Annotated in this window: 12 protein-coding genes and 1 riboswitch; of the genes, 5 read left to right on the top strand and 7 right to left on the bottom strand. The window is 67.1% G+C overall.

Going from position 1 to position 12,852, the window contains the following annotated elements:
- Window positions 1-87: 87 nt before the first annotated feature.
- Window positions 88-299: riboswitch (cobalamin riboswitch) on the top strand.
- Window positions 300-410: 111 nt separating this feature from the next.
- A complete protein-coding gene (metE, locus tag EL338_RS24645; RefSeq protein WP_126336148.1) occupies window positions 411-2,699 on the top strand; it encodes a 5-methyltetrahydropteroyltriglutamate--homocysteine S-methyltransferase in 2,289 nt (762 codons plus the stop codon).
- Here metE and EL338_RS24640 read toward each other — a convergent pair.
- From EL338_RS24640 to EL338_RS24630, 3 genes are read right to left on the bottom strand one after another with little or no spacing between them, the layout of a single operon-like run.
- Window positions 2,675-3,601: an HpcH/HpaI aldolase/citrate lyase family protein gene (locus EL338_RS24640; protein ID WP_126336147.1), complete on the bottom strand. Its 927-nt coding sequence runs from the start codon at window positions 3,599-3,601 to the stop codon at window positions 2,675-2,677. The two genes, metE and EL338_RS24640, sit on opposite strands and share 25 nt — an antisense overlap.
- Window positions 3,602-3,649: 48 nt before the next feature.
- Window positions 3,650-4,834, bottom strand: coding sequence for a CaiB/BaiF CoA transferase family protein (locus tag EL338_RS24635; RefSeq protein ID WP_126337121.1), 1,185 nt, complete (start codon window positions 4,832-4,834; stop codon window positions 3,650-3,652).
- Window positions 4,835-4,857: 23 nt separating this feature from the next.
- A complete protein-coding gene (locus EL338_RS24630) occupies window positions 4,858-6,228 on the bottom strand; it encodes an LLM class flavin-dependent oxidoreductase (protein ID WP_126336145.1) in 1,371 nt (456 codons plus the stop codon).
- Window positions 6,229-6,295: 67 nt separating this feature from the next.
- Here EL338_RS24630 and EL338_RS24625 point away from each other — a divergent pair, with 67 nt between their 5' ends.
- Window positions 6,296-6,958: a GntR family transcriptional regulator gene (locus EL338_RS24625; RefSeq protein ID WP_126336143.1), complete on the top strand. Its 663-nt coding sequence runs from the start codon at window positions 6,296-6,298 to the stop codon at window positions 6,956-6,958.
- Between the two features lie 13 nt (window positions 6,959-6,971).
- Here EL338_RS24625 and EL338_RS24620 read toward each other — a convergent pair whose 3' ends face one another.
- From EL338_RS24620 to EL338_RS24610, 3 genes are all read right to left on the bottom strand, one after another.
- Window positions 6,972-7,892 (bottom strand): TIGR03619 family F420-dependent LLM class oxidoreductase, encoded by a 921-nt coding sequence (locus tag EL338_RS24620; protein WP_163791924.1) that lies wholly within the window; start codon window positions 7,890-7,892, stop codon window positions 6,972-6,974.
- Window positions 7,893-7,908: 16 nt separating this feature from the next.
- Window positions 7,909-8,748 carry a mycofactocin-coupled SDR family oxidoreductase gene (locus EL338_RS24615; RefSeq protein ID WP_126336140.1) on the bottom strand — a complete coding sequence of 280 codons (840 nt, stop codon included), beginning with the start codon at window positions 8,746-8,748 and terminating at the stop codon, window positions 7,909-7,911.
- Window positions 8,749-8,899: 151 nt separating this feature from the next.
- The gene (locus tag EL338_RS24610; RefSeq protein WP_126336139.1) at window positions 8,900-9,493 is read right to left on the bottom strand and encodes a TetR/AcrR family transcriptional regulator; all 594 of its coding nucleotides are present in this window, start codon (window positions 9,491-9,493) and stop codon (window positions 8,900-8,902) included.
- A gap of 130 nt (window positions 9,494-9,623) precedes the next feature.
- Here EL338_RS24610 and EL338_RS24605 point away from each other — a divergent pair, with 130 nt between their 5' ends.
- The 3 genes from EL338_RS24605 to EL338_RS24595 are packed head-to-tail and all read left to right on the top strand — an operon-like array spanning window position 9,624 to window position 11,942.
- Window positions 9,624-9,818: a ferredoxin gene (locus tag EL338_RS24605; RefSeq protein ID WP_126337120.1), complete on the top strand. Its 195-nt coding sequence runs from the start codon at window positions 9,624-9,626 to the stop codon at window positions 9,816-9,818.
- Between the two features lie 49 nt (window positions 9,819-9,867).
- On the top strand, window positions 9,868-11,166 hold the full coding sequence (locus EL338_RS24600; protein WP_126336137.1) for a cytochrome P450: 1,299 nt from the start codon (window positions 9,868-9,870) through the stop codon (window positions 11,164-11,166).
- Window positions 11,163-11,942: an SDR family NAD(P)-dependent oxidoreductase gene (locus EL338_RS24595; RefSeq protein ID WP_235666287.1), complete on the top strand. Its 780-nt coding sequence runs from the start codon at window positions 11,163-11,165 to the stop codon at window positions 11,940-11,942. The genes EL338_RS24600 and EL338_RS24595 overlap by 4 nt, the downstream gene beginning before the upstream one ends.
- A 15-nt stretch (window positions 11,943-11,957) precedes the next feature.
- On the opposite strand, the gene EL338_RS24590 is transcribed toward EL338_RS24595, so the two are convergent.
- Complete coding sequence (locus EL338_RS24590) at window positions 11,958-12,797, bottom strand: class I SAM-dependent methyltransferase (RefSeq protein WP_372939434.1); 840 nt, start codon at window positions 12,795-12,797, stop codon at window positions 11,958-11,960.
- Between the last annotated feature and the right edge of the window lie 55 nt (window positions 12,798-12,852).

Raw genomic sequence — 12,852 nt, 5'->3', positions numbered from 1 at the left:
GCGGTATCGCAGCCTGGGCCGGCGGGCCCCGGCGAAGGGGCTAAGAGCTAAGATGCCGGGTGCAGCTGGTTTGCCTTTCGTGCATCCGCACGGAAGGCATCGACCGGTTCACCCACCCGGGTGGACCGATAGAGGGAACCCGGTGAGAATCCGGGACTGTCCCGCAGCGGTATGCAGGAACGACCGCCGTCATCAGCACTGGTAGCAGCGCATAGCTACCGGGAAGCGACGGCCATTAGGAGCACCGACCACGGTGCGCGCCTGCGAGTCCGAAGACCTGCCAGCTGTGTCGGACGCGCCGCGTCCGACGGTGCATCGCCTCGAGGAATGGGCGGATGGCCGAGGGCTGCTGGTTGCTCTCGTTACCCGTCCATGGGCGATGTGCTTTCCGTCGTACCGAAGGACGTTCCATGGCAACACCATTCACCGCGACCATTCTGGGTGCACCCCGCATCGGGCCGAATCGGGAACTCAAGCGCGCCGCCGAGGGCTACTGGGCCGGCCGGGTCGAGCGCGCCCGACTCGAGGAGGTCGCCGCCGAGTTGCGTCGCCAGACGCTGACGTCGCTGACCCGGTCCGGATTGGATTCCGTGCCGGTGAACACGTTCTCCTACTACGACCAGATGCTCGATACCGCCGTGCTGCTGGGCGCACTGCCGCCGCGCGTGCAGGGGATCGACGACGAACTGGACCGCTACTTCGCGGCGGCGCGAGGCACCGCCGAGGTCGCCCCGCTGGAGATGACCAAATGGTTCGACACCAACTACCACTACATCGTCCCCGAGATCGGCCCGGACACCACGTTCTCGCTGCATCCGGAGAAGGTGCTGGCCGAACTTGCCGAGGCGCGTGAGCTCGGGGTGCCGGCCAGGCCGGTCGTGATCGGACCGCTGACCTTCCTCGCGCTGAGCAAAGCCGTGGACGGCGCCGCCGCCCCGATCGAACGCATCGATGAGCTGCTGCCGCTCTATGTGCAACTGCTGGCCCAGCTCGCCGACGCGGGCGCGGAGTGGGTCCAGCTGGACGAGCCGGTACTGGTCACCGATGAACTCGACAACGCGGCCAAGCTCGCGCACCGGGTGTACACCGAGCTTGCGGCGGCCCCTCGACGCCCGGACATCCTGGTCGCAACCTACTTCGGTGCGCTGAACGGCGCGCTGGCAGCGTTGGCGCGCAGCCCGATCGAGGCGATCGGCGTCGACCTGGTCGCCGGCGGGGTGCAGGCGGTGGCCGCGGTGCCCGAACTGGCCGACAAGCTGGTCGTTGCCGGTGTGGTCGACGGACGCAACATCTGGCGCACCGACCTGGCATCGGCGCTGGATACCTTGGACTCGTTGTCGGGATCTGTTGGTTCACTCGCGGTTTCGACATCGTGTTCGACCCTGCACGTGCCCTACTCGCTGGATGCCGAGGATGATCTGGACGACACCCTGCGCACCTGGCTCGCCTTCGGCGACGAGAAGGTGTTCGAGGTCGCGACCCTGGCGGTGGCGCTGCGCAAGGGCCGCGACGCCGTCGCCGCCGAGATAGAGGCCTCCAACGCGGCGGGGGCCAACCGGGCCGCGGATCCGCGGTTGCACGTCGGCGCGACCCGGGCGCGGCTGACGTCGGTGCTGGCCACCGGTGCCCAGCGCGGCCCGGCCGACCAACGGCGCGCGGCGCAGAACGCGCGGCTGGGACTGCCGCTGCTGCCCACCACCACGATCGGCTCGTATCCGCAAACCATCGCAATCCGTAAGGCGCGTGCGGCGTTGCGGGCCGGGGAGATCGATCAGACCGGCTACGAGCAGCAGATGCGCTCGGAGATCGCCGACGTCGTTCGGCTGCAAGAAGACCTCGGGCTGGACGTGCTGGTGCACGGCGAGCCCGAACGCAATGACATGGTGCAGTACTTCGCCGAGAAACTCGACGGGTTCGTCGCCACCCAGAACGGATGGGTGCAGTCCTACGGATCCCGTTGTGTGCGGCCACCGATCCTGTATGGCGATGTGGTGCGCCCGGAGCCGATGACGGTCGAGTGGATCACCTATGCGCAGTCGCTGACGGACAAGCCGGTCAAGGGGATGCTCACCGGTCCGGTGACCATATTGGCCTGGTCCTTCGTGCGCGATGATCAGCCGTTGGCAGACAGCGCCAACCAGATTGCCCTGGCGATCCGGGACGAGACCGTCGATCTGCAGGCCGCCGGGGTGTCCATCATCCAGGTCGACGAGCCGGCGTTACGGGAGTTGTTGCCGTTGCGCGGCAAGGACCAGCAGGAGTACCTGGCGTGGGCGGTGGCAGCGTTCCGGCTGTCGACCTCCGGCGTCGATGACACCATCCAGATCCACACCCACCTGTGCTATTCGGAGTTCGGCGAGGTGATCGGGGCGATCGCCGATCTGGACGCCGACGTGACGTCGATCGAGGCCGCACGCTCGCACATGGAGGTGCTCGGCGATCTGAACGCCGTCGGTTTCACCAACGGCGTGGGCCCTGGTGTGTACGACATTCACTCGCCGCGAGTGCCGTCCACCGAGGAGATGGTGGCTTCTTTACGGGAGGCCCTCGAAGCCGTTCCGGCCGAGCGGCTCTGGGTCAACCCTGACTGCGGTTTGAAAACCCGTAAGACCGACGAGGTGACCGCCTCCCTGCGCAACATGGTGGCCGCTGCCAAGGCTGTCCGCGCCCAACGCTATCCGTCGACCGGGACCAGCTGACCATCGATCAGCGCGGCACGGGCCAGGACTTCTTCGGCCTTCTTGACGTGCGCGGCATCCACCAGCACGCCGTCGACGCCGGTGGCGCCGCGCCCCGCGGCCTCGGCCGCGCGGTAGGCCTCGATGTTGCGTTGCGCCAACGCAATCTCCTCGGGCGTCGGTGCGAAGACCTCGTTGGCGATCGGTACCTGGCTGGGATGGATGGCCCACTTGCCGGTGTAGCCGTAGAGCGAGGATCGGCGTGCCTCGGCCTCGTATCCGGCCACGTCGGCGTAATCCGGGTAGGGCGAGTCGATGGCATCGATGCCGGCGATGCGCGCGGCAACCATGATCTTGTTGCGGGCATACGCCCAGAAGTCACCGGGGTAGTCCGTGATGGGCACAAAGTTGGTGTCCACCCGCGCACCCTGGGACAACGAGAAGTCGCCGACCCCGAAGATCACCGCGTCCAGGCGCGAACTGGACCGCACGATCTCCTCGGCGTTGGCCAAGCCCTCGACTTCCTCGATCAGTACCTCCAGGCGGATTCTGCGGCTCAGGCCCAGTTTCTCCTCCAACTGGGTGAGCAACACATCCACCCACCAGAGTTCCCGGGCGGTACGGACTTTCGGTATCACGAGGGTGTCGAGTTGGGCGCCGGCGTGCGTGACCACCTCGATGATGTCGTCGTGGCACCACGGGGTGTCCAGGGCGTTGATCCGCACTGCCCGAGCGGTGCGGCCCCAGTCGAGTTCGGTCAACGCGCGGATCGCCTTGGCGCGAGACTCGACCTTAAGCCCCACCGGGGTGGCGTCCTCGAGATCGAGGAACACCAGGTCTGCCCCGCAGCTGACGCCTTTGGCGAACATGTGGTCATTGCAGGCCGGCAGGGCCAGTTCGGAGCGACGGAGCAGTTCAGTCATCGGGTGAATTCCTTTGTGTCATAGATGAAGATGTCAGAGTCAAAGGGGTCAGAGCACGCCGTCGGCGCGCAACTGATCCAGATCCGCGGGCGTCAAACCGAGAAGTTGGCCGTAGACCTCGGTGTTGTGCTGCCCCAGCCGCGGCCCCAGGGCCTCGACCCGGGGCTCGGCGCCGGAGAACCTGGGGACGGGGGCCTGCACCGTCATGGCGCCGAGTTCGTCGTCGTCCACCGAGACGAAAACCTCGCGGTGCGCGAGTTGTTCGTCTTCGCGGAGCCCGCGCACGTCGTACACCGGTGCGGCGGCCACCTCGTGGTCGTCGAACACCGCCATGGCATCCGAAAGCGTCTGCCCGGACACCCATTCGGCCACCACCGCGTCGACCTCGGCCGCCCGCGCCAAGCGGCGCTGCGGATCGGAGAAGTCGGCATCGGAGACCAGGTCCTCGCGCCCAATCGCGCGAAAGACCCGCAGCGCCAGCGCCGGCGAGCTGCCCGACATTGCCAGCCAACGCCCGTCGGCGGTCCGGTAGGTGTTGCGCGGCGCCGAGATGTCCCAGCGGTTACCGGCCCGCTGCCCGACGATGCCCAACTGGTCGTAGCCGAGCAGGCTTTGTTCCAGCAGTCGGGCCAGCGGATCGATCAGGTTGACGTCGATGAGTTGGCCCGGCGCGCCGTGCACGTCGCGGTGGTAGAGCGCCATCATCACCGCGTAGGCCGCGTTGAGTGAGGCCACGCCGTCGGCCAGCATGAACGGGGGCAGTGTCGGCGGCCCGTCGGCCTCACCTGTCAGGTGCGCGAATCCGCTCATCGCTTCACCGAGGGTGCCGAACCCGGGCCGTTCACTCTTGGGCCCCGTCAGGCCGAAACCGGTGATGTGCAACATGATGATGCGTTCGTTGACAGTGCGCAGGGCGTCATGGTCCAAGCCCCACTTGCGCAACGTCTGCGGTCGGGTATTCACGATCACCACGTCGGCATGCTCGGTGAGCCGGCGCACCAGCTGCTGGCCCTCCTCGCGGCGTAGATCCAGGGTGATCGATTTCTTGTTGCGCGACAGTGACTTCCACATCAGCCCGACACCGTCGCGCTGGTGGCCCCAGGTGCGGATCGGGTCGCCATGTCGGGGTTGCTCGACCTTGATCACGTCGGCGCCGAACTCACCGAGATAGGTGGCGACCAGTGGTGCGGCGGCCAGCGTGGCCAGGTCGAGCACTCGGATCCCGTCGAGCATTCCCGCGGTGGTCGCACTCGCCATCAGACGGCCACCTCGGTGCCGCGGTGGGTGGACTCCGGACGCGGCAAGCCGAGATGGTCGCGCAGCGTCGAGCCCCGGTAGGCGGTGCGGGACAGTCCGCGGCGCTGCAACTCGGGCACCACCATTCGTACGAAGTCCTCGAACGAACCCGGCATGTGGGTGGCGGCCAGCACGAACCCGTCGCACGCACCGTCTTCGAACCAGGCGGCCATCTGATCGGCCACCTGCTCTCCGGTGCCGACGAACCGCGGGCCCTGCAGCAGCGTGGCACGGTGAGCGGCGAGGTCGCGCACCCGGACCGTTCCGCCGATGTGCTCACGCAGCCCCTGCACCAGCCCGCGGATACCCGAGGCCTGAGCCATCAGCTCATCGGTGATGGGATCGTCCAGATCGTGCTGGGCGAAGTCGTAGTTCATCAGCTCCGAGAGCAGCGTCAGCGACGCCATCGGGTGCACCAGGTCCTCAAGGAACATCGCCTCGCGTTCCTTGGCGTGGGATTCGGATTCGCCGATCACGGCGTAAGCCATCGGGCAGATCCGCACCGTCTGCGGATCTCGTCCGGACTCGGCGATGCGCTGCTTCTGATCGGCGTAGTGCGCACGCGCGACGTCGAAGCCGGGATCGCCGGTGAAGATCAAATCAGCCCAGCGCGAGGCGAAGTCGCGGCCTCTGCCCGAAGAGCCGGCTTGCAGGATGAGGGGGCGACCCTGTGGGGTGCGCGGCACGGTCAGCGGGCCGCGCGCCGAGAAGTACTGTCCGACATGGCCCAGTTCGTGCACCTTGGTCGGGTCGGCGTACTGGCCGGACCCGCGGTCGGCGACGATGGCTTCGTCCTCCCAGCTTTCCCATAGCCCGGAGACCACTTCCAGAAACTCGTCGGCGCGGTCATAACGCTCGTCGTGCCCGAGGTGGCTTTGCACCCCGAAGTTCTGCGCCTCGCTGTCGTTGACCGAGGTGACCACGTTCCACGCGGCGCGGCCACGGGACAGGTGGTCGAGCGTGGCGAAAGTACGGGCCACGTGGAACGGCGCGTAATAGGTAGTGGAGTAGGTGGCACCCAGACCGATGTGCGAGGTCGCTTCCGCCAGCACGCCGAGCACCACCGACAGGTCGAGCTTGACCGGCCGCGCGCCGTAGCGCACCGCCTCGGCCACGGACCGGCCGTAGATGCCCGGCATCGCCAACCGGTCGTCGAAGAACATCAGATCGAAGCAGCCCTCCTCGAGCTGTCGACCCACCTTGGCGTAGTACGCCGCATCCAGATAGCCATGCTCGGTCGCCGGATGGCGCCACGATCCCGAGTACACCGAGGCATTGCCCGCCTGCATGAATGCGACCAAGGACATCTGGTCGGTTCGCTTCTGACCCATAGCTGGAACCTAACATCTGATACATCAGATTTCAAATGCTTGATCTGGTGGGCGGTAGAGTGCGTCCATGGCGATGGACATCTCCGGGACGGTGCGAGAACGCGCCGCCCGCGAGCTCAGGGACCGAATCCTGACCGGTGCGATGGCAGCCGGTACGCGGATCGACCTCGACTCGATCACCGAGGAATTCGCCACCAGTCGCACCCCGGTGCGCGAGGCACTGCTGGAACTGTCCTTCGAGGGCCTGGTCAAGATCGCGCCGCGCAGCGGTATCACCGTGATCGGCGCCAACGTCGACGACGTGATGGACTCGTTCACCATCCTGGGCGTCCTCACCGGCCAGGCGGCAGCGTGGGCGGCCGAACGAATCACCGCAGACGAATTGGCCGAACTGCGCTCTCTGGCCGCCGATGTGGCGTCGCGCGCCGGCGACGACACCATCGGCGAAGCGAATTGGCGCTTCCACCAAGAGATCCACCGCGCTGCGCACTCACCGCGCCTGCTCACCCAGATCCGTCAAGCCGCCCGCGTTGTGCCGTCGAACTTCCTCACGCTGTTTCCCGAGCACGAGAACCATTCGCTGGACGAGCACGAGGAACTCCTCGACGCGCTGGCCGACAAGGATGCCGAACGGGCCCGAGTGATCGCCGAACGGCACGTGCTGGAGGCGGGGCGTTCCTTGGCCGGCTGGCTCGAGCAGCGGGCCGCCCCCCGCCCGGAGGAGCAGTAGCGCAGGTATGCGGCTACGGCACCTGCGGCTTGATCTCCTCGATCACCCACTGCGCGTAATCCAGATACTCGTCGACGCCGCGCACCGGCGGGATGGGCACCGCGCTGACGGTGACTCCCTGCTCGCCGAGCCAACTGAGCCGGTCGACGATCTCCGCCGCGCTCATACCGGGACGCCCGTGCGGATCGTCTTGCACCGCATGACCTTCCCCGACCCGGGTGGTGCCCAGCCCGTGCACGACGTCGAAGGGCCGACCGTCGTACTCGGGTTGGGACTTGATGAAGTCGAGCCGCTCGGCGAGCTGATCCGGCGGGGTCAGGAACGACCACCAGCCGGAGGCGTACTTCGCCGCCCGGCGCAACGCGGCGTCGGCGTCGCCGCCGATCCAGATCGGCAGATGCGGCTGCTGAACCGGTTTCGGCTCGAACGCCACGTCGTCGAAGGACACGTACTTGCCCTCGAAGCGCGGGGTCTCGCTGGTCCACAGCTCCACGATGGCGGCCAGGTACTCGTCGGCGATGCGGCCGCGTTCGTGAAACGGCACCCCGAGCAGGTCGAACTCGCCCTTGAGCCAACCGACCCCGAAGGTGACCATCATGCGGCCGCTGCTCATCCAGTCGGCCGTGGCCAGGGTCTTGGCCAGGACGATCGGATGTTGCAGCGGCAGCACGGTGATGCAGGAGTTGAGCATGATCCGGCTGGTCGCCCCGGCAAGGTAGGCCTGCGCGACGGTGGACTGCAGATAATGCGGACCGGACAGCTCGAGGTGCTCGGTCGGGATGATGAAGTGTTCCGGCACCGCGATCATGTCGTAGCCCCACTCGTCGGCGCAACGGGCCATGCGGGTCTGATCGGCACCGGTCACGGATGCTTCCCAGGGCTGGGTCATTGCCTTGAGCCGCAACATGTGCGGCAGGCTGAAGGCGAGTTTCACGCGGTGCCGGCCCTCGTCACTTCAGCATGCTGCCGGCGTCGACCGTGACCGGCAGGCCGGTGATGTAGCGGGCCTCGTCGGAGGCCAGGAACAGCACCGCGTTGCTGATGTCGACGGGTTCGACCCACCCGACCGGCAGCACGTGCATGAACTGGGCGGCCACCTTGAGGTCCTCGGGGCCCGGGTTCTCCAGGTCGGGGCGGAACAGCTTCATGGTGCCCTCGTTCATGAACAGCGGGGTGTTCACGTTGGTGGGGCACACGGCGTTGACTCGGATGGAGTGCTGGCCGAGTTCGACGGCGAAGGTGCGCATCAGGCCGATGACGCCGTGCTTGGCGGCGATGTAGTGGCCGGTGTGCGGGTACGGCTTGAGGCCGCCGACCGAGCTGGTGAGGATGATCGAACCGCCGTTGCCACCCGAGAGCAGGTGCGGCACTGCGGCTTTGACGGACTTCCAGACGCCGGACAGGTTGACGTCGATCATGTCGTCCCAGTCTTCTTGCTTGGTCTTGTCCAGGGTGTCGCCACCGTTGCCGATGCCGGCGTTGGCGACGACGATGTCGAGCCGGCCCAGCTGTTCGACGCCGCTGTCGACGGTGTCCTTCACCGCGTCGTAGTCACGCACATCGACCTCGGCGGTGACGATGCGGCGGCCGAGATCCTTGACCAGATCGGCGGTTTCGGCGAGATCGTCGGGCGTGGCCGCGGGAATCTGGCTCTCGCTGCTGATCTGTCGACACACATCGATCGCGATGATGTCGGCGCCTTCCTCGGCCAGGCGCACCGCGTGACTACGCCCCTGCCCACGCGCCGCACCGGTGATGAATGCAACCTTGCCTTCTACCCGTCCGCCCATGACTCACCTCAATTCTCTGCGACGCCTGCAAGCAATCGCCCGACCGGCGTGTGAATGTCCGACCCATTTTGGTCGATCGATCAGGAGCGTGGCACTGATCGACCGACCTGTCAACCAGTTGCCCGCGAATGCCGGCGACAGCCCTGGTGGTTCAGGGGCTGGGGGACGGGCCGGCGAACAGGTCGAGCTGGCGCTTCATGAACGCGCGCAGTTCCTCGTGGCCCAAGGTGACCCCGACGGCGCTCTCGTTGCAGAGGCTGCGGGCGATCTGGGCGATGATCATCGACACCGCCGCCGGCGGGTATTCCTCGAGGTCCATACCCGCGGCACGCAGGGCGACGGTGACGGCGGCGGTCTCGATATCGCGCACCCGTTCCGCGTAGGACTTGAGCTCGGCGCGAATGGCCTTGCGGTGGTTGGCGAGCGCCATGAACTCGGTGTTCAACCCGGTCATCCGGAGATCGCTGTTGATCAGCCACAGGGTGCGCAGCGGATCGTTGTCGGTCAGTGTCGCGCGCATGTTGGCCAGGGACACCTCGGCCCCGGCGCGCAGGACCTCGACGTACAGGTCGTCCATGGTGGGGAAGTAGTAATAGACCAGCGCCTGCTTGACGCCGGCCTCGGTGGCCACCCGCCGCGAGGTGGCGGCGGCGTAGCCCTCCTCGCGCATCACCTTGGCGGTGGCCTCGATGAGCCGTTGCCGCGCACCGTTGTCCGCGGATTTGGTCTTGCGGGGTGCCGGCATTCAGCGGGCTTCCGTCGCGAGCATGCTTGACCGTCCGTCCGACGCCGTGATAGGCATGGCGCATTCTAACAGTTTGATCGATCGATCAGTGTTGAGCCGTGGAGGAGACATGACCGTGGGCGCTTGCACACTGCGAGTGTGGGTCGATCCGCAGCTGTGTGAAGGTCACGCACTGTGCATCGAGACCGCACCCGAGATCTTCGACCTCACCGACGACGACGTCGCCACCTGCGTCGAACGGCCGCCGGGACAGTACTGGGACCAGGTCCGCGCCGCCGTCGACGCCTGTCCGCGCGGGGCGATCACGATCACCGAAGAGCAGTGAACCGCCCCCTCGTCAGCCCCCGCACCCTCGCCGAAAGGACGGCCCACCCATGACCGACCTCGCCTCCGTCGACTATTTCTCCGATCCCGAGATCAGTCAGGACCCCTACGCCTACTGGGACTACCTGCGCGAACAGGGACCGGTATTCCGCGAGCCGCACTACGGCGTCGTCGCCGTCACCGGGTACCAGGAGGTGATGGCCGCCTTCAAGGACCACGATTCGTTCTCCGCGGTCAACGCCATCGGCGGCCCGTTCCCCCCGCTGCCGTTCGAACCCGAGGGCGACGACATCAGCGAACAGATCGAGGCGCACCGCCATCTGTTCCCCATCCACGAGCACATGGTGGTCATGGATCCGCCGGCCCACGAGCGGGCGCGGTCGTTGCTCAACAAGCTGCTGACGCCGCGGCGGCTCAAGGAGAACGAGGAGTACATGTGGCAGCTGGTGGACAGCCAGCTCGACCACATCATGGATCCCTCCGGCGCAGATGGTAAGTGCGAGTTCCTATCCGAGTACGCCAAGCCGTTCGCGACCTCGGCGATCATCGACCTGCTCGGGGTGCCCGACGAGGACCGTCCGGAGTTCCTCGCCGCGTTGGGTGCCGAGCAGCCCGGCGGCACCCGGGTGGGCGCCCTCGACGGCGAGCCGGTGGGGCTGGACCCGCTGCAGTACCTGGACGACAAGTTCGCCGGATACCTGGCCGAGCGCCGCCGCGAACCCCGCGAGGACGTGCTGTCCGGGATGGCCACCGCGGTGTATCCCGACGGTTCGACCCCGGAATTGCTGGAGGTCGTCAAGCCCGCGACGTTCCTGTTCGCCGCCGGGCAGGAGACCGTCACGAAGCTGCTCAGCGCCGCGGTCCAGGGCCTGGGCGATCGACCGGACTACCAGCAGCTGCTGCGCGAAAACCCGGACCGGATACCAACATTCATCGAAGAGTCGCTCCGGATGCACTCCCCGACGAAGATCGATTTCCGGTTGGTCCGCAAGAGCACCACGCTCGGCGGGGTACACCTCAAGGCCGGCACCATCGTGATGCTGTGCTTGGGGGCGGCCAACCGGGACCCGCGCAAGTTCGAGGATCCCCACGAGTTCCGGCCGGACCGCAAGAACGTGCGCGAACACATCGCGTTCGGCCGCGGCATCCACACCTGCGCCGGCGCGCCGTTGGCGCGGGTGGAGGGGCAGATCACCGTGCGTCGTATGTTGGAGCGCATGAGCGACATTCGGATCGACGAGGAGTTCCACGGCCCGGCTGGCGACCGTCGCTACGCCTACGACCCGACCTTCCTGCTGCGCGGTTTGACCGAACTGCACATCGAGTTCACGCCGGCGGCGACGCGGTGAGTGCCGGTCCGCGGTTGGACGGGCGCCGCGTCCTGGTGACCGGCGCCGGGCAGGGCATCGGCCGAGGTATCGCCCTGGCCTGCGCGCAGGCGGGAGCCGAGGTATTGGTCAATGATCTGCGTGCCGAACGCTGTGAGGAGGTGGCCGGCGAAATCCGCAGTGCCGGTGGCACTGCCGCGTCCGCGCCCTTCGACGTCACCGACTACGACGCGGTGACGGCGGCGCTGGCCGCGCACGCGCCGCCCGATGTCCTGGTCAACAACGCCGGCAACGCCGGGGCCGAGGGCTTCGCCACCCGGGCCCGCTTCGCCGAGACCGAACCCGCCGACTGGGAAGCCTTCCTGCGGGTCAACCTGTACGGGGTGCTGCACTGCACCCGCGCGGTCCTGCCGGCGATGGTGTCCAACAAGTGGGGGCGGGTACTCACGGTCGTCTCCGATGCCGGGCGCGCCGGGGATCCGGGTGGTGCGGTGTACGGCGCGGCCAAGGCCGGCGCCGCCGGTCTGACGCGCAGCCTCGCGCTGGAGAACGGCCGCTATAACATCACCGCCAACAACATCTCGCTGGGCACCATGCGGACCCCGTTGACCGAACCGCTGTGGGCCGAGCAAGCCGATTCGCCTCAGGCCAAGGCAATTCTGCAGAACTACGCCATCCGTCGCCCCGGGGTGCCGGACGACGTCACCAACCTCGTCCTGCTGCTCGCCAGCGATCAGGGCTCGTGGATCACCGGCCAGACCATCTGTGTCAACGGCGGATTCTCCTTCGCGCTCTGAACTGTCAGCGCAGGATCAGCCGAACTCCAGCAGCGTGTAGGTGCCGCGATACTGCTTGGTGGGCTTCCATTGCCAGAACGCCGGGAACAGTTTCTCGAACGCCCACCCGCGCCCGCGCGGCATCGGCAGGTCGTGGACCGCGCGGATGCCCGGCACGGTGTTGGCCAGATCCGCCAACTCGGCGGGTTTGAGGCTGAACGGCATCGGCGGGACGCGGTAGCGCCGGGAGGACCGGACGCCCTTCGGTGCGAACTTCTTCACCAGCACCGGGGGGAGGTCGAAGATCATCTGGCCGCCGGGGAAGCGGCGCGCGCATTCCCTGATCAATCCCATCGACTCCTCGGGTTGCAGGTACATCAGCAGGCCCTCGGCGGTGATGAAGACCCCGTTGCCGGTGTCCACCTGATCCATCCACGAGTAGTCCAGTGCTGACTGTGCGAGCGTCCCGATTCGCGGGGACGACGGCAGCAACCGTTCCCGAAGATCGATGATTGGCTGGAAATCGACGGTCAGCCAAGAGAACTGAAGGTCGGGCCGGGCTTCGGTCAGGCGCCAGTAACTGGTTTGGAGTCCCTCAGCAAGCGCCACAACCGTAGCTGTCGGATGCTGCGACAGATAACTGAGCGCGGCGCGGTCGAAGGCCAGCGAGCGCAGCGCCATCTCCTGACCCTTACGGCCGAACTTCTCGAAATCGAAGTCGATGGCCTCCACCAGTCGGATGGCCATCGGGTCCTCGATGATCGCGTCCCGGTGTCCGGCCTGATGGGCCCGCCCGTACAGCGTCAGCAGCGCGGTCTCCGAGACCCCCGTCAGGGTGTTCGCGTCGGCCTTGTCGCCGTCTGAACGGTTCACCACACCGAACTTACCGGCCGGCGACGGGAGGGCAGGCCGCACTCTCAGAAGCGGGACG

The organism is Mycolicibacterium chitae, assembly GCF_900637205.1.
Taxonomy (GTDB): Bacteria; Actinomycetota; Actinomycetes; order Mycobacteriales; family Mycobacteriaceae; genus Mycobacterium; species Mycobacterium chitae.
This window is presented reverse-complemented; position numbering and strand designations above follow the sequence as displayed.